This is a genomic window from Bradyrhizobium manausense (assembly GCF_018130615.1).
In the GTDB taxonomy this organism is placed as follows: Bacteria; Pseudomonadota; Alphaproteobacteria; order Rhizobiales; family Xanthobacteraceae; genus Bradyrhizobium; species Bradyrhizobium manausense_A.
In genome coordinates this window covers 428,909-449,705 of sequence record NZ_JAFCKB010000003.1, presented here as the reverse complement: position 1 = coordinate 449,705, position 20,797 = coordinate 428,909, and the positions used below count along the sequence as shown (strand labels likewise).

The 20,797-nt window shown below is 64.0% G+C and carries 17 protein-coding genes and 1 pseudogene; 4 read left to right on the top strand and 14 right to left on the bottom strand.

Going from position 1 to position 20,797, the window contains the following annotated elements; translation table 11 throughout:
• Positions 1 to 186: 186 nt before the first annotated feature.
• The 3 genes from eutC to JQ587_RS08515 form a co-directional block, all read right to left on the bottom strand.
• On the bottom strand, positions 187 to 972 hold the full coding sequence (gene eutC, locus JQ587_RS08525) for an ethanolamine ammonia-lyase subunit EutC (protein WP_212425010.1): 786 nt from the start codon (positions 970 to 972) through the stop codon (positions 187 to 189).
• The gene (locus JQ587_RS08520; protein ID WP_212303795.1) at positions 969 to 2,555 is read right to left on the bottom strand and encodes a B12-binding domain-containing radical SAM protein; all 1,587 of its coding nucleotides are present in this window, start codon (positions 2,553 to 2,555) and stop codon (positions 969 to 971) included. Before JQ587_RS08520 ends, eutC begins: the two co-directional genes overlap by 4 nt.
• Before the next feature lie 162 nt (positions 2,556 to 2,717).
• Positions 2,718 to 4,100 (bottom strand): ethanolamine ammonia-lyase subunit EutB, encoded by a 1,383-nt coding sequence (locus tag JQ587_RS08515; RefSeq protein WP_212425009.1) that lies wholly within the window; start codon positions 4,098 to 4,100, stop codon positions 2,718 to 2,720.
• Positions 4,101 to 4,322: 222 nt separating this feature from the next.
• On the opposite strand from JQ587_RS08515, the gene JQ587_RS08510 reads away from it, so the two are divergent.
• From JQ587_RS08510 to JQ587_RS08500, 3 genes are all read left to right on the top strand, one after another.
• Positions 4,323 to 6,053: a methyl-accepting chemotaxis protein gene (locus JQ587_RS08510; RefSeq protein ID WP_212425008.1), complete on the top strand. Its 1,731-nt coding sequence runs from the start codon at positions 4,323 to 4,325 to the stop codon at positions 6,051 to 6,053.
• 204 nt (positions 6,054 to 6,257) lie between these two features.
• Entirely contained in the window at positions 6,258 to 6,884 is a 627-nt protein-coding gene (locus JQ587_RS08505) for a phosphoribosylanthranilate isomerase (RefSeq protein ID WP_212425007.1), read from the top strand.
• Positions 6,885 to 7,069: 185 nt separating this feature from the next.
• Positions 7,070 to 7,522: an arsenate-mycothiol transferase ArsC gene (locus tag JQ587_RS08500; protein ID WP_212425006.1), complete on the top strand. Its 453-nt coding sequence runs from the start codon at positions 7,070 to 7,072 to the stop codon at positions 7,520 to 7,522.
• 19 nt (positions 7,523 to 7,541) lie between these two features.
• On the opposite strand, the gene JQ587_RS08495 is transcribed toward JQ587_RS08500, so the two are convergent.
• Both JQ587_RS08495 and JQ587_RS08490 read right to left on the bottom strand, forming a co-directional pair.
• Entirely contained in the window at positions 7,542 to 8,558 is a 1,017-nt protein-coding gene (locus JQ587_RS08495) for a zinc-dependent alcohol dehydrogenase family protein (RefSeq protein ID WP_212425005.1), read from the bottom strand.
• A gap of 28 nt (positions 8,559 to 8,586) precedes the next feature.
• Positions 8,587 to 8,973 (bottom strand): annotated as a pseudogene (locus JQ587_RS08490) ((R)-mandelonitrile lyase); the annotation flags it as partial.
• 154 nt (positions 8,974 to 9,127) lie between these two features.
• Between JQ587_RS08490 and JQ587_RS08485 the strand changes: the two are divergent.
• A complete protein-coding gene (locus tag JQ587_RS08485) occupies positions 9,128 to 10,036 on the top strand; it encodes a LysR family transcriptional regulator (protein ID WP_212303788.1) in 909 nt (302 codons plus the stop codon).
• A gap of 174 nt (positions 10,037 to 10,210) precedes the next feature.
• Here JQ587_RS08485 and JQ587_RS08480 read toward each other — a convergent pair whose 3' ends face one another.
• From JQ587_RS08480 to JQ587_RS08440, 9 genes are all read right to left on the bottom strand, one after another.
• Positions 10,211 to 10,729, bottom strand: coding sequence for a P-loop nucleotide/nucleoside kinase family protein (locus tag JQ587_RS08480; RefSeq protein WP_212303787.1), 519 nt, complete (start codon positions 10,727 to 10,729; stop codon positions 10,211 to 10,213).
• A gap of 495 nt (positions 10,730 to 11,224) precedes the next feature.
• Positions 11,225 to 11,719 (bottom strand): septal ring lytic transglycosylase RlpA family protein, encoded by a 495-nt coding sequence (locus JQ587_RS08475; protein ID WP_212303786.1) that lies wholly within the window; start codon positions 11,717 to 11,719, stop codon positions 11,225 to 11,227.
• A gap of 444 nt (positions 11,720 to 12,163) precedes the next feature.
• The gene (locus tag JQ587_RS08470; protein WP_212425004.1) at positions 12,164 to 13,396 is read right to left on the bottom strand and encodes an acyl-CoA dehydrogenase family protein; all 1,233 of its coding nucleotides are present in this window, start codon (positions 13,394 to 13,396) and stop codon (positions 12,164 to 12,166) included.
• Between the two features lie 458 nt (positions 13,397 to 13,854).
• Entirely contained in the window at positions 13,855 to 14,436 is a 582-nt protein-coding gene (locus JQ587_RS08465; protein WP_212303784.1) for an HdeD family acid-resistance protein, read from the bottom strand.
• Positions 14,437 to 14,539: 103 nt separating this feature from the next.
• Positions 14,540 to 16,063 (bottom strand): FAD-dependent oxidoreductase, encoded by a 1,524-nt coding sequence (locus JQ587_RS08460; protein WP_212425003.1) that lies wholly within the window; start codon positions 16,061 to 16,063, stop codon positions 14,540 to 14,542.
• A 30-nt stretch (positions 16,064 to 16,093) separates the two neighbouring features.
• Positions 16,094 to 16,720: a GTP cyclohydrolase I FolE gene (folE, locus tag JQ587_RS08455; protein ID WP_212425002.1), complete on the bottom strand. Its 627-nt coding sequence runs from the start codon at positions 16,718 to 16,720 to the stop codon at positions 16,094 to 16,096.
• A gap of 114 nt (positions 16,721 to 16,834) precedes the next feature.
• A complete protein-coding gene (locus JQ587_RS08450; protein ID WP_212303781.1) occupies positions 16,835 to 17,725 on the bottom strand; it encodes an alpha/beta fold hydrolase in 891 nt (296 codons plus the stop codon).
• A gap of 61 nt (positions 17,726 to 17,786) precedes the next feature.
• Entirely contained in the window at positions 17,787 to 18,614 is an 828-nt protein-coding gene (locus JQ587_RS08445; protein ID WP_212303780.1) for a metal-dependent phosphohydrolase, read from the bottom strand.
• 305 nt (positions 18,615 to 18,919) lie between these two features.
• Positions 18,920 to 20,554: a tetratricopeptide repeat protein gene (locus JQ587_RS08440; protein WP_212425001.1), complete on the bottom strand. Its 1,635-nt coding sequence runs from the start codon at positions 20,552 to 20,554 to the stop codon at positions 18,920 to 18,922.
• Positions 20,555 to 20,797: the final 243 nt, after the last annotated feature.

Here is a 20,797-nt window from a genome sequence, read left to right as displayed (position 1 = left end):
TCGGCTCGAGCTGTGAGCTTGTTGCGCCCCGCGAACGGCTTGAAAACGCCATACCAATGGGAGGCTTGCCCTTTGAAAATGCGCGGAAAATCGCCGGCAGCGGTTTAGCAGGTCAATGGCCCGACTCGCAAGCACGCCAACGGGCTCCGAATCGATCAAGATGCGGCGATTTTGCCGGAATGCCCGTCATTCGGGCAAAGCCGTGCCAATTCGACGCGGCGCGCGGTCAGCACTCTCGTCCTTGAGCACCACGCCGGTGACCTCCCGTGCCAATCCTTCGCGGACGAGCCAGGCGATCTTGAGGGCCGCCTCGTCATAGCTCAACCCGGCCTTGTGGATGTTCGACACGCAGTTGCGCCCAGCATCGGTCAGGCCGGGCCTCGGCGCGAAGGTCAGATATGCGCCGAGGCTGTCTGGCGCGGACAGGCCCGGCCGCTCGCCGATCAGCATCAAGACCATGCGGGCGCCGAGAATGACCCCGATCTCGTCGCCGAGTGCAACCCGCGCGCCTGAGGCGACGACGACATGACCGATCGCGACAGCGTCGCCCTGCGCAAGCATCCCAAGCAGGCTGTTCAACAGCGCGACCGCATGGGCATGGACCGCGGCCGCCGACAATCCATCGCCGATGACGATCGCGAGCTGGCATGGCGCGACGGCACGATCGGCCAGCGCCGCGGCAGAGCCGGCATCGAGCTGCCGGCCGAGATCCGGCCGGCGCAGATAATCGCTGCGATCAGCAGCCCGGCTCCTGACCTCGGTGGCGGCAAGGCCGAGCGCACTGATCCCGGCCACGAGACGCTGGGCGTCGAAGACGGCATGTACGGCGTCACGGGCGCGGGCGTGAGCCAGCGTGAAGTCGAGCAGCGGCTTGGTCGGCAGGCTCGCACCGCTGCGCCCGAGCGCGACGCGCGCAGGCGTGAACGCTCTGAGATCGAGGGTCGGGCGCGCCGGAACGGGCTCGTCGCTCATTCGGCGGGAACGGACGCTTCACGCAGCCGGATCGAATAATTCGAAGCGTTCTGCTGGCCGGTTGAAGCCGCGCGCGCGAAGGTGATGAGATGATGCGCGATCATGGTGCAGCCAATCAGCCCCTCGATGTCGCCGCGCTTGATGCGCCCCAGCGCAAACTTCCAGAACACGCGCTTGTAGTCGCCGAGCACGCCGACCTTCCAGAAGATATTGCGCAGCATGACGAGCCCGCGCCGGATGTTGGGCCAGGTCTTCATCTCGTCCGGCACCGGCATCTTGAGACGGTGCACATAGACGTGGTCGCATTGATACTGGAAGCGCGCATAGACCTTCTCGGGCTCGTAAGCCACGCCCATGGCGTGCTTCCAGGACGCGACGACCTCGTCATACGGCAGCAGGAAGTTGACGTTGGAATCGCGCCCCTCATCATCGATCAGGCGCCCTTCCCGCTCCAACCGGTCCCATAGCGGCGTCTTCGGCAATGCCTGGAGCAGGTTGATGGTGAGCAGCGGAATCCGGGACTCCTCGACAAAGGCGAGCAGCGCCTCCGAGGTGTTCGGCTTGTCGGTGTCGAGGCCCATGATGATGCCGGACACCACCTCCATGCCGTAGGAGTTGATGGTGCGCACGCCCTCCAGGATCGGGACCATCATGTTGTGGTCCTTGTGCATCGCCTTCAGCGCGTCGGGATCCGGCGTCTCGATGCCGCAGAAGATGGTGATGAAATAGGCCTCGCGCATCTTCTCGAGGATTTCCGGGCGTTTTGCGATGTTCAGCGTCGCCTCGCAGGCGAGCCGCATCACATAGCCGGTCTTCTTCTGCCATTCGATCAGATGCGGCAGCAGGTCCATCGCGGCCTTGCGGTTGCCGATGAAATTGTCGTCGACGAAATAGACCGTGTCGGTCATGCCGCATTCGCGCAGGCGATCGAGCTCGGCGATGATCTGCTCCGGCGTCTTGATGCGCGGGTTGCGGCCGTAGAGGCCGGGAATGTCGCAGAACTCGCACTGGTAGGGACAGCCGCTGGAATACTGGATGCTGCCGAGGAAATACCGTTTCACGTCGGCAAGCTCATAGGCCGGGATCGGAAACTCCGTCATCGGCACCCGGTCCTTGGTGGTCAGCACCACCTGCTGCTCGGGGCGAGACGTATCGCGCGACAGGATTTCAAGCAGCTGGTTGGTGGCGTCGCCGAGCTCGCCGACATGGAGATAGTCGAACGACGGATAATAGTCCGGACAGGCGCTGACCGAGGGGCCGCCAAGCGCGACCGGCAGGTCGAATTCATGGGCGCGGCGGCAGATGTCGTTCATCTGCTGGCGCTGGATGTGCATGCCGCTGACGAACACGGCTTCCGCCCACTCGAACTCTTCTCTGGTCGTGCGGCGAAGATTCTCGTCGACGAATTTGACCTGCCATTCCCTGGGCAGATAGGCCGCGAGCAGCAGGAGTCCCTGCGGCGGCATGAAGGCTCGGACACCGTCCGTCAGCGGATAGGCGTGCTCGAAGGTCCCGAACGACGACGTGTAGCGCGGGAAGACGCAGAGAATGTGCCGGCTCGTTCCGTTGCTTTCAGCGCGCATCGAACTTCCCCCAACCACGTTCTACGAACGGTACTGACGAGGTCTCCAGACACATAGCGTAACGCTGCGGCCGGATTTCCTCAATATTGTGGCACCGAACTAATTCGTGAGACGCGCCAATGGTTTCCCCGGTTCACGCCGGTGGGTGGAAGTTTTTTCGCGTTACGCGATCAGCCGGGAGGCAAAATCGGGCAACAGGCCTGCATCGCCCGCAAGGCGGAAATCGGCGCCTACAATACCCGACTGCACCAGCCAGTCGTCGAACTCCGGGGCGCGGGCCGCACCGAAGACATCCCGGACATAAAGCGCATCGTGGAAGGAGGTGGACTGGTAATTCAGCATGACGTCGTCGGCGCCGGGGACGCCCATGATGAAGGTGACGCCGGCGGCGGCAAGCAGCGTCAGGAGATTATCCATGTCGTCCTGGTCCGCCTCGGCATGATTGGTGTAGCAGATGTCGATCCCGAGCGGCAGGCCGAGCAGCTTGCCGCAAAAATGGTCTTCCAGCCCTGCCCGGATGATCTCCTTGCCGTCGTAGAGATATTCCGGTCCGATGAAGCCGACCACGCTGTTGACCAGCAATGGCGCAAAGGCACGCGCGACCGCATAGGCGCGCGCCTCGCAGGTCTGCTGGTCGACACCGTGATGGGCGTTGGCCGACAGCGCCGAGCCCTGCCCGGTTTCGAAGTACATGACGTTCTGACCGACCGTGCCGCGCTTCTGCGACAGCCCGGCTGCCTGTGCCTCCTTCAGCAAAGCGAGGTCGATGCCGAAGCTGCGGTTGGCGGCCTCGGTGCCGGCGACCGACTGGAAGACGAGGTCGACCGGTACGCCCTGCCCGATCAGCGACAGCGTCGTCGTGACATGGGTCAGCACGCAGCCCTGCGTCGGGATCTTCAGCCGGGCGATGATCTCGTCCAGGAGCCGAAGCAATTGGGCAATCACGGCGGGATCATCGCTCGCCGGATTGATGCCGATGCAGGCATCGCCCGCCCCGAGCAGCAGGCCGTCGAGGATCGAGGCCGTGATGCCCCTGCTATCGTCGAAGGGATGGTTGGGCTGGAGCCGCGTGCTCATCCGGCCCTTCAGGCCGATGGTGTTGCGGAAGGCGGTGACGACCTCGCATTTCCTCGCCGCCAGAATCAGGTCCTGGTTGCGCATCAGCTTCGAGACTGCGGCCGCCATCTCCGGCGTGATGCCGGGCGCAAGCTTGCGCACGGCTTCCGGCGTGGCGGCGTCCGACAGCAGCCAGTCGCGAAAGCCGCCGACCGTCAGCGAGGCCACCGGCGCAAAGGCCGTGGCGTCATGGCTATCGATGACGAGGCGGGTGACCTCGTCGGCTTCGTAGGGGATGACCGCTTCGTTCAGGAATTGACTTAAGGGGACGTCCGCCAGCGCCATCCGCGCGGCGATCATCTGCTCGGCGCTGCCAGCGGCAATGCCGGCCAGCCGGTCGCCGGAGCGCGGCGGCGTCGCCTTGGCGAGGAGGTCGCGCAGGTCGGGAAAAGCGTAGGTCGTGGCATCGATGGTGTGGCGGTAGACCAAAGGCCCCTCCGGGTTTCGTCGGCCAGTGGCCGAGTACAGCGATCTTGAGACCATACCTTTGGATCAAGACGCTGAAATATCTTACCTTTCCTTCGACCAAGGGCGAAGGGGGCGAACGGCCGCGTTAACGCCACATCCATCTTCGTTCTGCATAGTTTTGCATCAATTTTAGACGACCCGTGCTCACCGGCCGCTGCTGGCCGTTCCAGGCCCTGAAACATCATGACATCAGACCGATCCGGAAATGCCGCCAGCCTGGCTGGGCGTTTCACGCTTGCCACCAAGCTCTACGCGATCTTCGCGCTGTTCGCCCTGCTCACCGCGGCGATCGCGATGCTGTCCGACTATAACAGCCGCCGCAGCGCCGAGCTGACCAGCGCGATCGAGACGGCGAACGCGGCCGCGCTGAACGTCGAACGCGTCAACTCGCTGGTCTACGCGGTCGTGATGGAATCGCGCGGCGTCTACATGTCGACCGAGCCGGCGGTGGTGAAGAAATACGGCGACGGCCTGCTCAAGTTCAACGAGAAGATCCTGGGCGTGGTGAAGGGCTGGGAGAGCATCGTCAAGTCCGACGATGCCGAGCAGTTCGCCACCTTCAAGAAGCGCATCGAGCAGTTCGTCGAGTTTCGCAAGGAGCTGGTGCGCCGCGGCGTCGAGATCAATGCTGCCGCGGGCCGCGAATGGGGCGACAACGACGCCAACCGCGCTGTGCGCTCGGCGCTGAACAAGGATCTCGAGGCGCTCTCCAAGGTCTACGCCGAGCGGGCCAAGCAGATCGCGCGCGAGACCGAAACCAACCGCACGCTGTCCTTCATCCTGACCTGCCTCGGCGGCGTGGCGCTGGCACTGGTCGTGATCGGCGTCATCATCATCGCCCGCTCGATCGCCCGGCCGCTGGCCGCGATCACCGCGACCATCAAGCAGGTCGCCGACGGTGCCGAGAATGTCGTGGTGCCGCACTCAGGCCGTGCCGACGAGATCGGGGCGCTCGCCCGCGCCATCGAAGTGTTCCAGGACGCGATGGGGCGCAACCGCAAGCTCGCTTCGCAGGTATCGCAGGACTCGGCGGCACGCGAAGAACGCGCCCACCACATCGAGCAATCGGTCGACGCGTTTCGCGAAGCGATCGGCGCGATCATGCACGGCCTCAGCGACAACGCATCCGTCATGCGCGAGACCGCGCAGACCATCACCCGCGTCACCGCAGACGCGAACAGCCGCGCCGGCACGGTGGCGAACGCGACCGAGCAGGCCTCGCACAACGTCACTGCGGTCGCTGGGGCGGCCGAGGAGCTGTCGGCCTCCGTCGAAGAGATCGGCCGCCAGGTGCGCCACAGCGCAGGCGCAGTCGAGCAGACCGGCCAGCGCACCGAGAAATCGATCGCCGAGATCGAGAGTCTCGCCGCGGCCACCCAGCGCATCGACGGCGTGCTGACCCTCATTCAGACGATCGCCGAGCAGACCAACCTGCTCGCGCTCAACGCCACCATCGAGGCCGCCCGCGCCGGTGATGCCGGCCGCGGCTTTGCCGTCGTCGCTCACGAGGTCAAGGCGCTCGCAGGCCAGACCGCGAAGGCGACCGCCGACATCAGCGAGAACGTCGCGATGATCCAGTCCTCCACCCGCAATGCGGTCGATGCGGTGCGCGAGATCGGCGGCGCGGTGCGCGAGATCAACGAGGTCACCTCGGCAATTGCCGGCGCCGTCGGCCAGCAGGACCAGGCGACGCGCGAGATCTCCTCCAACGCGCAATTGGCGGCCCAAGGCAACGAGACACTGGTCGCCAACATCACCTCGCTGCGCGACGCCATCGGCGAAACCGACACGGCGGCATCGTCCGTGCTGACGGCGGCAAGCAGCCTGACCGCCACGGCGGACACGCTGTCGCGCGAGGTGGAGAAGTTCTTCCAGAACCTGAGGTCGGACAGCCGCATCGCCACGGTGGGGTGATGCCGTCCGCAAGGCCGGCGGTGGGCCGAGCGGACAAGAAACGGGAAAACAACCCCATGCACCGTAGGCGAGGTGCGCCAAATCGATGGCTCGACCGCCAAAGCGCAACAACTACCGATTTTACGAAGTCTATTTGACTCGTCGGGCAAAACACCGGCATGATGTCATCGTGCGCGCAGTAGCTGGCAGCCGGCCGCAACACAGATGAAGGTCAAAGTCAAAATCTGCGGGCTGACCACGCCGGAGGCCGTTGACGCTGCGGTGAAAGGCGGTGCAACTCATGTTGGGTTCGCGTTCTCCCGAAAGCCCTCTGCTGGCCGTGTGACCCCCGAACAAGCCGCCGAATTGGCGGCGCGCGTTCCCCGTCATGTCCGGAAAGTTGGCGTCTTCTTCGAGCAGGACAGCATTTTCTTCATGGCGGCGATCAGTGCTGCGAAGTTGCACATCCTGCAATTCAATGGAATCGAGCGACCATCGGGGATTGCCGGAACGGCTGTTTGGGGCGTCGTACCGGTCCGAACTGCCAGGGACCTGCGCGCAGTCACAATGTGGGAGGGCGTGGCCGATCGCGTCCTTTATGAGTTCAAGCCGCCAGATGGTGCAGAGCCCGAACCAGCCTCCGCAACGTCGGGCAATTGGGAACTGCTCCGGGGGATCAAGCATCCCTTGCCGTGGGCGCTTGGAGGTGAACTTGATCCCGCCAATGTAGCCAAGGCAATCAATCTCACCGGTGCAAGGATGATCGATGTCTCGTCGGGCCTTGAGAGTGAACCGGGGATCAAAGATCCGGGCAAGATCTCAGCGCTCCTCGATGTCGTGCACTCATTGTGAAGCGCGTCGCGAGTAGGATGGGTAGAGCGAAGCAGTCGACAGGGCACGCGAACGGATCGTCGAATCGATATTTGAAGGTGGGCGATCGCGATATCGAGGAGCCGATGCGCTTGATGCGCAAGCCCGCAGATGCGATGACCGCGCAAGGCGCCCCGGCCTGAAAATCGATCACGGACCCATTGCCGATGAACAAGACCAACCGCGTGCTGTTCCTCTGCACGGGCAACTACTACCGAAGCCGCTACGCCGAGGAACTCTTCAACCATCAAGCCGGGCTCGTAGGACTGGATTGGCAGGCATTTTCGCGCGGCGTCGCCGAAAACCTCTTCCCTGAAAACGTCGGGCCGATGTCGCCCTACACGCTGGACGCCCTGCGCGCGAAAGGCATCGCGCCGGGCGGCGCTGCGCGATATCCTGAGCTCTGCACGGTCGCCGACTTTGCGGGCGCGGACCATGTGGTCGCGCTGAAGGACGCCGAGCATCGCCCGATGATCGAGCAACGCTTTGCCGGCGTCGCCCATCGCGTCGAATATTGGAACGTGGACGATATCGAGTTCCTCGATCCGCAGGCGGCGCTGGGCAAGATCGATGAGCTCGTCGGGCGGCTGATCGGGAGCCTGCAACGCCACTCCCGATAGACGGCGCCCAGCCCCGCGCTTACACCGTCAGCAGCGTCTTGATCGCGCGGCGCTCATCCATCGCCTTGTAGCCTTCGGCGACCTGATCGATCGGCAGCGTGAGATCGAACACCCTGCCCGGCTGGATCCGTCCATTAAGCACGCGGTCCATCAGATCGGGCAGGAACCGCCGCACCGGCGCAGGACCGCCCATCATGCGGCGCTGGGTGAAGAACAACGCCCGGCCATCGAAGGTCACGCCATGGGGAACGCCGACGTAGCCAATGGTACCGCCGGGCCGCGCGCATTCGAGCGCTTGCGACATCGCTTCCTGCGTGCCGACGCATTCGAGCACCGAGTCGGCGCCGACGCCCCGGGTCAGTTCCTTGACCCGCGCGATACCCTCCGCGCCGCGCTCGACGACGATATCGGTCGCGCCGAACGCGCGGGCCAGATCCTGCCGCGTCTTGTGACGGCTCATGGCGATAATGCGCTCCGCGCCCATCTCTTTCGCCGCAAGCACGCCCATCAGGCCGACCGCGCCGTCACCGACCACCGCGACCACGGAGCCTTGCTTCACATTCGCAGCGTCTGCCGCATACCAGCCGGTGCCGAGCACGTCGGAGGTCGCAAGCAGATGCGGGATGAGATCGCGTCCCGGCATCTCCGGAGTTGCGACCAGCGTGCCGTCAGCGAGCGCAACGCGCGCGTAAGGCGCCTGCGCGCCCGACATGAACTCACGCTGCTCGCACGACGACTGGAAGCCGAATTTGCAATGCGGACAGGTGTTGTCCGACAGGCAGAACGAGCCGACGACGAACTGGCCGGGCTTGATGGTCCGCACCGCGCTGCCGACTTCGACGACCACGCCGCAATATTCGTGACCCATATGCGCTGGCCCGTCGTGCGGTTGCAGACCGCGATAGGGCCAGAGATCGGAGCCGCAGATGCAGGTCGCCGACAGCTTGATGATGGCGTCAGTCGGATGAATGAGCTTCGGATCGTTGACGCTTTCGTAACGGATATCGCCGGGTCCGTGGAGGACGGTTGCTTTCATTGTCATGCTCCTTTGGCGGCGGAGCGCCATACTGCTCGTCCGTCACCCGCTCCATCCATGTGACCGGGTTGCCGTCGAGCGATTCCTGAATCGCGATATGGCTCATGGCAGACGTCGCAGACGCGCCGTGCCAGTGCTTCTCGCCGGGTTCGAACGAGACGACGTCGCCCGGACGGATGCATTCGACCGGCCCGCCCCAACGCTGCACACGGCCAAGGCCGGAGGTCACGATCAGCGTCTGGCCAAACGGATGCGTGTGCCACGCCGTGCGCGCGCCGGGCTCGAAGGTGACGTGATTGCCGGCGACGCGCGAAGGGTCGACGGCCGGGAACAGGGGATCGATACGGACCACGCCGGTGAAATACTCGGCCGGAGCCCGGACCGACGGTTGCGAGCCTGCTTGCCGAATTTGCACCTGTTGTCTCCTTGATGCGAACGGCCCCGTTTGCGTCGATCACCGAGGACTCGCGCTCGCTTCCACGGAAACACACATAGCGGCCCGGGCAACGCCCGATTAGTCGATATAATTTGCTTGCATTAATCGATGCAGGCCATGAATAGTGACGGCCATGGCTAACCAGGATTTCAACGACCTGCTGGCCTTCCTGGCCGTCGCCCGCGAGCGCAGCTTCACGAAGGCGGCCGCGAAACTCGGCGTCGTGCAATCGACGCTCAGCCATACGATCAAGCGTCTGGAATCGCAGATGGGCCTGCGGCTTCTCACGCGCACGACCCGAAGCGTCGGCCTGACGGAGGCCGGCGAACGGCTTCAGCAATCCGTTGCCCCTCGCATCGACGAGATCGAGCGCGATATTGCCGCGTTGATGTCACTGCGTGACAAGCCGTCCGGCACCATCCGGATCACGCTCTCGGAGCACGCCCTGAAAAAGGCCGTCTGGCCGAAACTGGTCGGGATCCTGAGGACGTACCCGGACATCAAGGTCGAGTTCGACATCGAGACGGCTTTCCGCAACATCGTCGAGGACGGATTCGATGCCGGCATCCGCCTCGGAGAGAGTGTCGAAAAAGACATGATCGCGGTCCGCATCGGCCCGGATTGGCGGCTCGTTGCGATCGCCTCGCCGGCATATCTGAAGGAGCATTCGAAGCCGAAGCACCCGCAGGACCTCCTGAAGCATGTCTGCATCAAGCGACGCGCGGCGGCCGGCGGTCATTATGTGTGGGAGTTCGGCAGGAACGGCCAGGATCTCAGGGTCCGCGTCGAAGGACAAGTGACGTTCAACGATTCCCACGCGATGATCGAGGCTGCCATCAAGGGCTTCGGCATTGCCTATGTCCCCGAAGACATGGTGACGCGGCACGTCCGGTCCGGCGAGCTCGTCATCGTGCTCGACGACTGGTCACCGACCTTCGACGGCTATTACCTCTATTATCCAAGCTCGCGGCAGAATTCGGCTGCATTCAAGGTGATCGTCGACGCGCTCCGGCATCACGACACGCGAAGAAAACGCAGCTAACGATTCTCAGGTGTGCTTCGACAACGAAAAGCCCCGGCACGAAGGCCGAGGCTTGCGATGCAGTCCGCGTACATCCGGCGAACCAATCGTCACGTGAAAGACTAGCTGCGAATCTTGAACAGATGATGACGAAGTTTTGGCGCCGACAAGATGTCGCGGGAGGTTGGAACCGGATCACCCGATCTCGTCGCGGAGATAGGCCTCTGCACGTTCGAGCAGACGATCAATCGACTCATTGGCGGTATCGAGCACCAGGTGGTCTCGATCCCAGGGTTCATAGTGCCGGCACAGGATGTCGTTCCAGGTCGGCAATTCGAGGCCAGTGATGTCGGACCTGCGGGCTTCCGCCCGCTGCCGGTGCAAAGCCGCATCGCTGCAAATCACCTCGATCTCGGCGATCCGTGCTGACATCTGCAGGGCCGTCCGCCGCCAGCCGTCGCGGCTGGCCGGCACCGGATTGACGCTATCAGCGACAACCACGCGGCCGAGCCTCAGATTTTCAGCCGCCAGCGCGTTGGCGACGACGTAACCCATCGGACCGACATCATGGCCCGCAGTGCGCAATGCCTGTTCGATCGCATCGACCCGGACATAGGTTGCCGCGAGCCGCTGTGTCAGTTCGCGCGAGAGCGTCGTCTTTCCAGTACCGGGAAGGCCGCCGAAGACGATGAGGATGGGGTGCCGACTTCTCATGCCCCATCATCCATTGGCACGCGGGTGCCTGCAATGGGCCGCGCAGCCCCATGGTCTCAGAGCATCATGGAGGCGATGGCCATCAGGCCGATCGCGGTCAGCCCCCAAACCAGCGCATGCAAAGCCCACGGTCGCATCGTTGCACCCAGCGCATGTCCTGCTCATGACAGGGAATGCCCCAGGCGCGGTGCGCACGTTGAGATAGATCAATAGCTGAATAGGAGCGCGGAAACGGCAGCCACGGTGAAAGCACCAGCCGCAACGACAACGACACGTATGACCAGTTCGCCGTCCATGCCCAAAGTTAACCTATGATAAGGCTGAAGGCCTGTGCAGTTTGTGCCAAAACGGCAGCGGGGGCCCTATGGGAGGCGGCGGCAGCCCTTCCGCCGCCTGGCTTGCGAGACGGATTCGCGCGGCGCCGGTCCACCGCCTTGCCGTCGTCTGCGGCCTGTCGATGGACCGAAGGGCTGTGCCGTTGTCAGCGATGAGCGTTTAGCCGACCGGTCCCGGAGTCCAATCGTCGCCGGCCAACGGCCTCACAGTGACGTCGGGAATGACTCCGAGCTCCATGCTCGGATCGAAATGGCGCATCGTTCGCTCATTGAGATCGATGATGCGGCCGGGCTTGAGCGGTCCCACGTCGTTGATCTTGACGATGACCTTCTTGCCGACGGCCTCGACGAGCGCAAATTTCGGCCTCGCCCCGAATTGGACGCCGCCAAATTTCCGACGCAGGCTCGTCTTGATGGCAGCGGTCCAGACCGAGGGATCGTACCGCTCGCCGGAAGCCGTGCTCGGGCCGCCCTCCTCCTTGCCGGGCTTGAACGGATTATACGTGGACGCTGCGCCGACGATCACATCTCCGCAGGCGGCATCGACGACGGCGCTTGCATGAACCCCACTTGCTTCACTACGGGCAACAGTCACAGAAACGCCAAGCGCAACCAGGGCGCCGCAAATTGCGGCGCTCGAGCGGAACACCATCATATCTCCTTTGATTTTCGTGCGGTTCCCGATGCCGCAGAACATGGCCAAGCGAACGCGTCAGCGTTTCTGAACTTGCGCCAGTCTCTTGCGAATTTGGGCCAACCCCTGGCCGTGGAACCGTTGCGAGAACCTGAGCGGTCCCCGCGTGTTTTCGTTGTCGCTGTCTAAGACAGGGAATGAGTCAGCAACATGGCCCCGGCGGCCATGGACCTCGATCCCCGCAGTCTTACTGCACCCAGCAAATGAAGATCCATTGCGCAACACCCGTGAGAACCGCAATCGCGCGGAACTTTGGGCGATGTGCACATCGATGTGCATATCATTGTCTTGCAACAGGAAGCGCTAAAGCGCGATGAAATTGGGATGAAGCGTCATCGCGCTTGAGGGCCGTAGTTTGAGCATGATCTTTCCGGAAAAGCGCTGCGCGCTTTTCCGGATCATGCTTTAGCCTCCGATGACGCCGCCGCGCTTGATCAGCTCCTTGCCGACGGCGGCGAGATGCACCTGATCCGGGCCGTCGCCGATGCGGATGAAGCGGGCGTAGACATAGGCGCGCGCGAGGAACGTGTCCTGCGACACGCCGGCGGCACCATGGATCTGGATGGCGCGGTCGATGACGCGGGCCGCCATGCCGGGCACCACGATCTTGGCGGCGGCGATCAGGTCGCGCGCGGCCTTGTTGCCCTCGCGGTCCATCTTGTCGGCGGCTTGCAACGTCAGGAGCCGCGCCTGCGCAATCTCGCAGAAGGAGTGCGCGATGTCCTCGCGCACCGAGCCCTGCTCGGCGAGCGGCTTGCCGAACGCCGTGCGCGACACCGACCGCTGGCACATCAATTCCAGCGCGCGCTGGGCGCAGCCGATCAGCCGCATGCAATGGTGGATGCGGCCGGGGCCGAGCCTGCCTTGCGCGATCTCGAAGCCGCGGCCTTCGCCGAGCAGCATGTTCTCGGCGGGTACGCGGACATTCTCGTAGACGATCTCGGGGTGGCCGACCGGCGCATCGTCATAACCGTAAGTGAGCATGTCGCGAACGATGCGCACGCCGGGCGTATTCCGGGGCACCAGGATCATGGATTGCTGGCGATGGCGGTCGGGATGGTCGGGCGCGGTCTTGCCCATCACGATCAGGATCTCGCAATCCTCGTTCATCGCGCCTGACGTGAACCATTTGCGGCCGTTGATGACGTAATCGTCGCCGTCGCGCGTGATTGCGCATTGGATGTTGGTGGCATCGCTGGAGGCAACCTGCGGCTCCGTCATCGAGAAGCCGGAGCGGATGCGGCCTTCCAGCAGCGGCTTCAGCCAGCGCTCTTGCTGCGCCTTGGTGCCATAATTGGCGAGCACCTCCATGTTGCCGACATCCGGCGCCGAGCAGTTGAACACCTCGGGCGCCCAGAGGATGCGGCCCATGATCTCCTTCACCGGCGCATATTCGAGATTGGTGAGGCCAGGTCTTGTAAGATCCGGGCCATGCTCGCCGGAGAGGAACAGATTCCAGAGCCCCTGCTCCCGCGCGAGCCGCTTCAGGTCCTGGAGCACAGGCGGCGTTCTGTAGCGCGCGGCTTCCGGCTTGACCTGCTCGTAATAGAGCTCCTCGACCGGCTCGACGTGCACCCGCATGAACTGGCGGACGCGCTCCTGCAGCTCGAGCGAACGGGCAGAGTGTTGAAAGTTCATGGTGGTCTCCTATTCGCCGACCATGCGTCGGTCTCGTAGGGTGTGCAAAGCGGAGCGTGCCCACCGTTTCTTTCGAATCATTGTTAGATGATGGGTACAGCGCACGTGCGCCTTTGCCCGCCCTACGGTACCGAACGAGTGGTGAGAAACCCCTCACGTCCCGCGCATCTGCTCGCTCGCCACGATCCAGTCGTCGCCGTCGAACTGGAGCATATAGCCGTCCTTGATCGGATGGTGTTGCCGATCTTGATCTCGGTGTCGGTGACACCTTTAGGATTTTTGTGCGAAGGCGGGCGCGGACAGACAGGCGCCAGCGCTGCGGCCAGGGCCAAAGCGGCTTTCATGGTTTCTCCCCGGTGATGATCGTCCGCGCGAGACGATCACGCGGCGTGCCCTTTTGCCAGCGCGCCAGCTCAGCGGAGTTCCGCAAGATGGTCTTGCGTCGAGTTGCTGATGCGCTAGTGCCGCTGCTTCAAGCCGAAGCCCAGGCTGATCCAGCCCGCGCCCGCCATGATAAGATCGATACCGAGGAACAGGCCGAGAATGTAGACGCTGTTGACCGGCCAGCGCGCCACGATCAACAAGCCGAGCAGCAGCGTAATGGCTCCGGACAGCGCCACCCACACCCACGGGCTCTCGCGCTTCATACTGAAGGCGAGGAACAGCCTGACGGCGCCGGATGCAATCAGCGATGCGCCCAGAAACAGCGTCAGCAGAACCGCCGCAAACAGCGGGTTGTCGAAGGTAAGGAAGCCGGCGATGACATAGAGCACGCCGAGCAGCACCCAGATCAGGAACTTGCCCCAGCTCTTCATCTGGAAGGCACCGATGATCTCGGCCGCCCCCGCGACGATCATCATGGCGCCGACCACGAGGACGCTCGCTACGGTCGCCATCACCACGCTACCGAGCGCGACGAAACCGGTGATGAGGTAGACGACGCCGAGGGCGACGATCCAGCCCCATTTGGCGTGCAGCGCTGCGATGCCGGAGCCTAGACTTGAATCACGGCTTTGAGACGTATCCGACACACTTGTCATGACGCTACTCCTGCATGTGATGCCCCAGAGCGCATCCCAGGATAGCATGGCGCCGGGACGACAGCCAGCAGATCAGCCCCGCCGCCACCAGCGTTGACGCAGATCAAGCGTGCGACTGCTCCATCTCGAGCTCGGCCTTGAGATTGTCGAGATCGCGGTAAATTGAGGCGACTGCGAGCACGCGGCCGTCCTTGCGGTACTTCAGTAGGCAATCCTTATCCCTGATGCTGCCGTCGATGGCGATGTCGTCAAAGCTCTCGGCGTGGCCGACATAGTTGATCGGCACATCGTAATGCTGGCTCCAGAAGAACGGCACGGCATCGAAGCGCTCGCGCTTGCCGAGCATGTTCCGCGCCGCGGTCTGGCCCTGCCGTTCCGCGACCACCCAGTGCTCGACGCGGATGGTTTGCCGCGAATGCGGATCGGGCCAGCGGGCGATGTCGCCGGCCGCGAAGATGCCGGCGATGCTGGTCTCGAGATATTCGCTCACGCTGACGCCGCGGTCGGCCGCAAGCCCCGCCTGCTCCGCAAGCGCGAGGCGCGGCTTGACGCCGATGCCGACCACGACGAGGTCGGCATCGATCACGGCGCCGCTCTTCAGCTTGGCGCGCGCGCCATCGAACTTTTCCACGGTGTCCTTGAGGTGGAAGACCACGCCGTTCTCTTCGTGAAGCGCGCGCACGAAGTCGCCCATCTCGGGCCCGAGCACCTTCTGCATCGGCCGCTCCTCGGGCGCGACCACGTGCACCTCGATCTTGCGCGCCCGCAAGGACGCCGCGACCTCGAGGCCGATGAAACTCGCGCCGATCACCAGTGCGCACTTCGCGCTGCCGGCGGCCTTGATGATGGCGCGGCTGTCGGCCACAGAGCGCAGGGTGTGGACATGCGGCTGGTCGGCGCCGGGGATCTGGAGCTTGATCGGCTCCGCGCCGGTCGCGAGCAGCAGCCGATCAAACGGCAGCTTGTCGCCATTGCCCAGCGTGACGCTGCGCGTCTTCGGATCGATCGCCGCGACGTTCGTGTTCAGCCGGAGATCGATGCCCGCGTCCTGATAATAGTCCTCGCCGCGCAGCGGCAGCCAGTCCTCCGGCGCATTGCCGGCGAGGTAATCCTTGGAGAGGTTGGGCCGGTCGACCGGCATCGCGCCGTCACTGCTGAGCATGGTGATGGCGCCGGCAAAACCCTCGCGGCAAAGCGTCTCGGCGGCCGCGAAGCCCGCCGCACCGCCGCCGACAATGACGAATTTTTCCGCTGTCGGCGCGCTGCGATGAGCCATTGAAGGTTTGGGTGCCTCGCGCTTGCGCGCAACGATGATCCTGTCCCGGTCGCGCGTGATATCCCACACCGCCAGCGCGTTCAGCGCTGGCGGACGCGTTGCCTCGCCCGACCGCAAGGAGAAGCAGGCGTGATGCCAGGGGCAGCGGATGGTGTCGCCGACCACGAGGCCCTCGGCGAGCGGGCCATGGTAATGGCTGCAAGACGGCTCGATCGCAAAGATCTCGCTGCCGGCCTGCACCAGCAGGACATCCTCCTCACCGACATGACCGAGCAATTTGCCGTCCTTGAACGCGGCGAGCGCAACGCCTTTGGTCAGGTCCGGGCCGCTCGGCTTTTTGTCTTCGGTCATGGTTGTCTCCTTGCATCGTCTCCTTGCGGATCAATCGTCCGAATTGGCCAGCCCCAGCAATTCCTGCCGCGTCAGCGCATTGTCACGGAACACGCCGAGCATGCGGCTGGTCACGAGATCGGTCCCCGGCTTGTGCGCGCCGCGCGTGGTCATGCAGTGATGCGTCGCCTTGATGATGACGCCGACGCCCTGGGGTTTGAGCACGTCGTTGATCGTGTTGGCGATCTGCGCGGTCATCTTCTCCTGGATCTGGAGGCGCTTGGCGTAGATGTCGACGAGACGCGCGAGCTTGGAGATGCCGACGACGCGCCCTTCCGGGATATAGGCGACCCAGGCCCGTCCGACCATCGGCGCCATGTGGTGCTCGCAATGGCTCTCGAAGCGGACGCCGCGCAGCACGATCATCTCGTCGTAGCCTTCGATCTCCTCAAAGGTCTTTTGCAGGATTTCGGTCGGATCCTGCGCATAGCCGGAGAAATATTCTTCAAAGGCACGCGCGACGCGATCCGGCGTGTCGCGCAAGCCATCGCGCGCGGGATCATCGCCAGCCCAGCGGATCATGGTGCGGATCGCCTGCTCGACCTCCGCCCTATCAGGCCGCTCGCTCGGCGCCTCTGCGACCGCGACACGTTCCAGCCTGCGTGCCTGTGACTTCATCGGAAACCTCTCCTGCAACGAGCCGCCTACAGACCGGCCCCACAGCTTGGACGGCTGCGATCGGAAAAGGTTCCCGGGATCAGGAAAAATCGGAAGAGCGCAGGAAAGGCGGCTCTACGAGGCCGCCTTCCGGACGTCGAGCACGGCCTGCGCCCATTCCGCCGGCCGCTCCTGCGGCAGATTGTGACCGGCGCCGGCGAACACCCGCCGCTCGAAAAAGCCCTCGAACTTGCGCGCGTGATGGGCGGTGCCGGTATTGACGCCGTCGCTGTCCCCGTCGATCGCGATCGTGGCGACGCGGACCGGCGGCTGTTGGGCGAGCTTCGCCTCGATAGCCGCATAAGCGGGATCGCCCTCGACCAGCGCGAAGCGGTGGCGATAGGAATGGATCACGACGTCGACGAAATCAGGATTGTCGAACGACACAGCGCTTCTCTCGAAGGTGTCGTCGTCGAACTGCCATCTCGGTGACCACATCGCCCAGAGCTGGCGGGCAAAGCCGCGGCGATTGCGCTCCAGCGCGCGGCGGCCGCGTTCGTTGTGGAAGAGATATTGGTACCACAGCGCGGCCTCTTCCGGCGGCGAGGCCGGCTCCATCGCGCGCGCGATGTTCTGGATGTTGTAGGAGTTGCCGGAGACGAGCCCGACCACACGCTCGGGGTGCAGCACCGAGACCACGCAGGCCGCGCGACCGCCCCAATCATAACCACCAACGACGGCCCGCGCGATGCCAAGTGCATCCATGAAGGCCAGGAGATCGGCGCCGAGCGCCGCCTGCTCGCCCGAGCGCAGCGTCGCCGCGGAGCGAAAGCGCGTTGGCCCATATCCGCGCAGCCAGGGCACCAGCACCCGCGCGCCTGCCTGCGCGAGGAGCGGCGCGGTCTCGGCATAGGCGTTCACATCATAGGGGAAGCCGTGGCCCATGATGCAGGGCCAGCCATCCGGCGCGCCGTAGTCGAGATAGGCGATGTCGAGGACATCCGTGAGGATTGTTTTTTGCTGCATGATTAGCTCACGGATTCGGCGGCCGAAGCCCGTTGGCTCCATCCGGGCTACAAGAGTACCGCTACCTCTGCGGTCCGGACAGCGAGATGTCGCGCTCGGCGCGGAAGACGTTGCTGTAGAGATTGGCGATCCACTGCCGGCCGATCTCGGTCTTGTTGAGATAGCCGATCTCGGTCTGGATATGCGGCGCGACGCTGTTCCAATAGAACTGTGGATAGCGGTTCACGATGTCGGCAGGCGAGTCGTAGCCGAGTTGGCGGTTCATGCCGACCTCCTCGAACTCGTAATAGAGCGCATTGGCCTTGCGCAGATAGTTGGGGTCGCCGAGCTGCCCGATGAAATCGGCCGCGCGCAGGATCGACGCGTCGTCGTCATACTCCTGGCCTTCCCGGGCCGGAAAACGCGTCCCCTCGATGGCGCGGGCGATGCGTTCCGGGTCGAGCCCCGGAATATGTCGCAGCCGCCGCGTCACGTAGAGTTTGGAGCGGTCGACGTGATACATCATCAGGCTCGCGTCCGACGCACCGCGCGGCAACGAGACCTTGGTGTCGGCGGCATCGATCACGAAGCCGTCGACGTCGTCCTCCTCGAACAGGCCGCGAACATAGCCGATATCGTGGGCAAGGCAGGCGATCAGGACGTGGACGTAATCCTCGGCCGTCAGGTGAACATGGAGACTTCGGCCACTCAGGATGGAATGGCCCGCCAGCGTCACCAGCATCGTATGCTCGACGTTATGGTAAAGCGCATCGCTGTTGCCGATGCATTCCATCGCTGTGCGGGTTGCGCTCTCGACGATGCTTGCCGAGGTCTCGCCGTACCGACGCCGCATGAACGTGCCCAGCAGCTTCTCCAGGGATTCAGCCGCCAGTCGCGGTAACGTCATCATGGATGCAGCCCCGTCTGTCGGTGGTGTCCCACGGTAACTCCCGACGCCTCATTCTCGTGTTCGATGTCAGCATAGCCCAATCCGGGGCGATGGGCCAAATCCTGGAGCAAAAATACGTAAATATGATCCTGTCCTGCCGCGCAGCATCACGGTTGCGGTGATGGCTCGATGCATCCACAGGCTGGGCCGAGCGACGCTTCGCCAGCCCGGCCATTGGCCGACCGTTCATCTTGCGATGGATGTGCGCGCGTGGGTGTCCGCCGCAGCCGGATCAGGGAACCTGCACCGCGAAGCGGACGGTGGCGTCAATTCCCCTGCGCAAAGCGCGCGAGCATTCCCTCGAACGCGACTTTAATCCTGCGGATATAAGGATCCTTGTAAGGAAATTCCGGATTCTGGTCGTGCACCAGCATGGAGGCGTTGACCTCGAACACGACCAGTTGGCCGTCAAGGTCGAGGGCGCAGTCGATGCCGAAATAGTCGAGGCCGATGCGATCGCGAATGACTCGCAACGCCGCGTCATGGGACGGGCCGAAGACCTGCCCGGGCGCGCGCAGGAAGCCCTCCTCCTCGCTCTGCATCCAGGCGTGATGCGCCATGTCGGTCGCGTCGCGATGGAGCTTCCAGTCGTCTCCGATCGCCAGATGGTAGGGCAGGATTTCCTCGCCGATGAACAAGAACCTGTATTTGCGGTAAAAGCCGTCGGCGGAGCGATAGTCGATATAGTCGATCAAATAGCGATCATGGCCCGCGTGAGCCGTGAGGAACGCGGTCAGCGCCGCGATATCGTCGAGCTTCTCGAAGACGTCGCCGCCGTGCATGCCGGCCTGGCGCGCCAGCACTGGAAAGGCGAGGTCGAGGCCGTCGGGAAGTCCCTCCCCGGCCACAATGCGCAACGTGCGCGGCACGCGGCAGCCCGCGACGTCGGCGAGTGCCAACGCGGTGGCGTCGCGCGTGGTGTTCTCAATCTTTGCGGGATCGTTGACGACCGGCTTGCCGAGGCCTCGTGCGAGCGCGGTGGCGACAGGAAGCACGTCCGCGCCTTGATCTGCGTCGGAGACGAGGTTGACGACGACGTCGGCCTCGTGCGCCAGCAGGGCGACATCCGGCTGGCTGCCTGGCAGCAGCGACAGAATGCTGGTCTGGTACGCACAATCCCTGAAGAGAAATTCGACCGGCGTGTTGCCGACGAAGGGCGCAAACAGCGCCAGCGCCCGAAACGCCGGCGGCGATTTGGCGGCGGGCCTGCGCAGGATCGGATGCACTTGTGCGGCACGGGCGTAGGCGGCCTGCGCCACCTCCAACTCGCCCCGCGCCTGACGGATGGCTCCAACCCAGTAGAAGTTCTCGGCCTGCTCTGGAGCCAGCGCCACCGCCCGCTCGAACTGCACGAGCGCCTCGTCCGTCTCGCCAAGCTCGAAGCAGACCTTGCCGAGCTGGCTGCGAAGCCCGGCATCCTCGGGGGTCTCCTCGAGCAATTCGAGCAACAGCGTTCTTGCGATCGCGAACTGCCGCGTCGCCACCAGCGCCTGGACCAGATTCGTGCGCGAGGGCCGGTGGCCCGGATTGCGCCGGAGCGCCTCGAGGTAAAGCGAAATCGCGTCCTGGGCTTGGCCGCTGCGCTGATGAACGATGCCGAGATTGCACCAGCAGGCGACGAGATGCGGCGCGATCCGCAAGGCAGCCTTGTAGTTTGCGGCCGCTGCGGCGATGTCGTCGGAGAGCATGAACGCATTGGCAAGAGCGGCGTGAAGATCGGCAACGCCGTCGACCACCACACCGATCGACGCCGTGGCAGCAAGCGCGAGCCCGGCCTGAAAGATCGCGATCGCCCGCTTGATCTCCCCGCTCCGGTAGTGCTCACGACCCGCGCGCAACAATTCGGAAACGCTCGGCGGATCGGTCTCCGCCGTCGGGAAGGCCATCGATAGTGACGTCATGCGGTCTCCGGAAACGTCGCCGTGAAGGTGACGCCATGCAAGGTCCGCGCGATCGCCACCTGTTCGGCGGTGTCCGTCAGCAATACGGGGGCCTCGACCATGGATTCGGCTTCAACAAGGAAAGGTGTGCCAATATGTCGCGGGGACATGGTTAACAGCGCATTAATGGACGATCGCCCCCGGCCGCCGGGAAACACGCGGAAACAAATTTTCGCCCACTCGGATGCATCCGTTCACCACGCC

Excerpts from the sequence above, each read along its gene's own strand:
- eutC (WP_212425010.1), bottom strand. The coding sequence starts at position 972 with ATGAGCGACGAGCCCGTTCCGGCGCGCCCGACCCTCGATCTCAGAGCG.
- JQ587_RS08520 (WP_212303795.1), bottom strand. The coding sequence starts at position 2,555 with ATGCGCGCTGAAAGCAACGGAACGAGCCGGCACATTCTCTGCGTCTTC.
- JQ587_RS08510 (WP_212425008.1), top strand. The coding sequence starts at position 4,323 with ATGACATCAGACCGATCCGGAAATGCCGCCAGCCTGGCTGGGCGTTTC.
- JQ587_RS08505 (WP_212425007.1), top strand. The coding sequence starts at position 6,258 with ATGAAGGTCAAAGTCAAAATCTGCGGGCTGACCACGCCGGAGGCCGTT.
- JQ587_RS08500 (WP_212425006.1), top strand. The coding sequence starts at position 7,070 with ATGAACAAGACCAACCGCGTGCTGTTCCTCTGCACGGGCAACTACTAC.
- JQ587_RS08495 (WP_212425005.1), bottom strand. The coding sequence starts at position 8,558 with ATGAAAGCAACCGTCCTCCACGGACCCGGCGATATCCGTTACGAAAGC.
- JQ587_RS08485 (WP_212303788.1), top strand. The coding sequence starts at position 9,128 with ATGGCTAACCAGGATTTCAACGACCTGCTGGCCTTCCTGGCCGTCGCC.
- JQ587_RS08480 (WP_212303787.1), bottom strand. The coding sequence starts at position 10,729 with ATGAGAAGTCGGCACCCCATCCTCATCGTCTTCGGCGGCCTTCCCGGT.
- JQ587_RS08475 (WP_212303786.1), bottom strand. The coding sequence starts at position 11,719 with ATGATGGTGTTCCGCTCGAGCGCCGCAATTTGCGGCGCCCTGGTTGCG.
- JQ587_RS08470 (WP_212425004.1), bottom strand. The coding sequence starts at position 13,396 with ATGAACTTTCAACACTCTGCCCGTTCGCTCGAGCTGCAGGAGCGCGTC.
- JQ587_RS08465 (WP_212303784.1), bottom strand. The coding sequence starts at position 14,436 with ATGACAAGTGTGTCGGATACGTCTCAAAGCCGTGATTCAAGTCTAGGC.
- JQ587_RS08460 (WP_212425003.1), bottom strand. The coding sequence starts at position 16,063 with ATGACCGAAGACAAAAAGCCGAGCGGCCCGGACCTGACCAAAGGCGTT.
- folE (WP_212425002.1), bottom strand. The coding sequence starts at position 16,720 with ATGAAGTCACAGGCACGCAGGCTGGAACGTGTCGCGGTCGCAGAGGCG.
- JQ587_RS08450 (WP_212303781.1), bottom strand. The coding sequence starts at position 17,725 with ATGCAGCAAAAAACAATCCTCACGGATGTCCTCGACATCGCCTATCTC.
- JQ587_RS08445 (WP_212303780.1), bottom strand. The coding sequence starts at position 18,614 with ATGATGACGTTACCGCGACTGGCGGCTGAATCCCTGGAGAAGCTGCTG.
- JQ587_RS08440 (WP_212425001.1), bottom strand. The coding sequence starts at position 20,554 with ATGACGTCACTATCGATGGCCTTCCCGACGGCGGAGACCGATCCGCCG.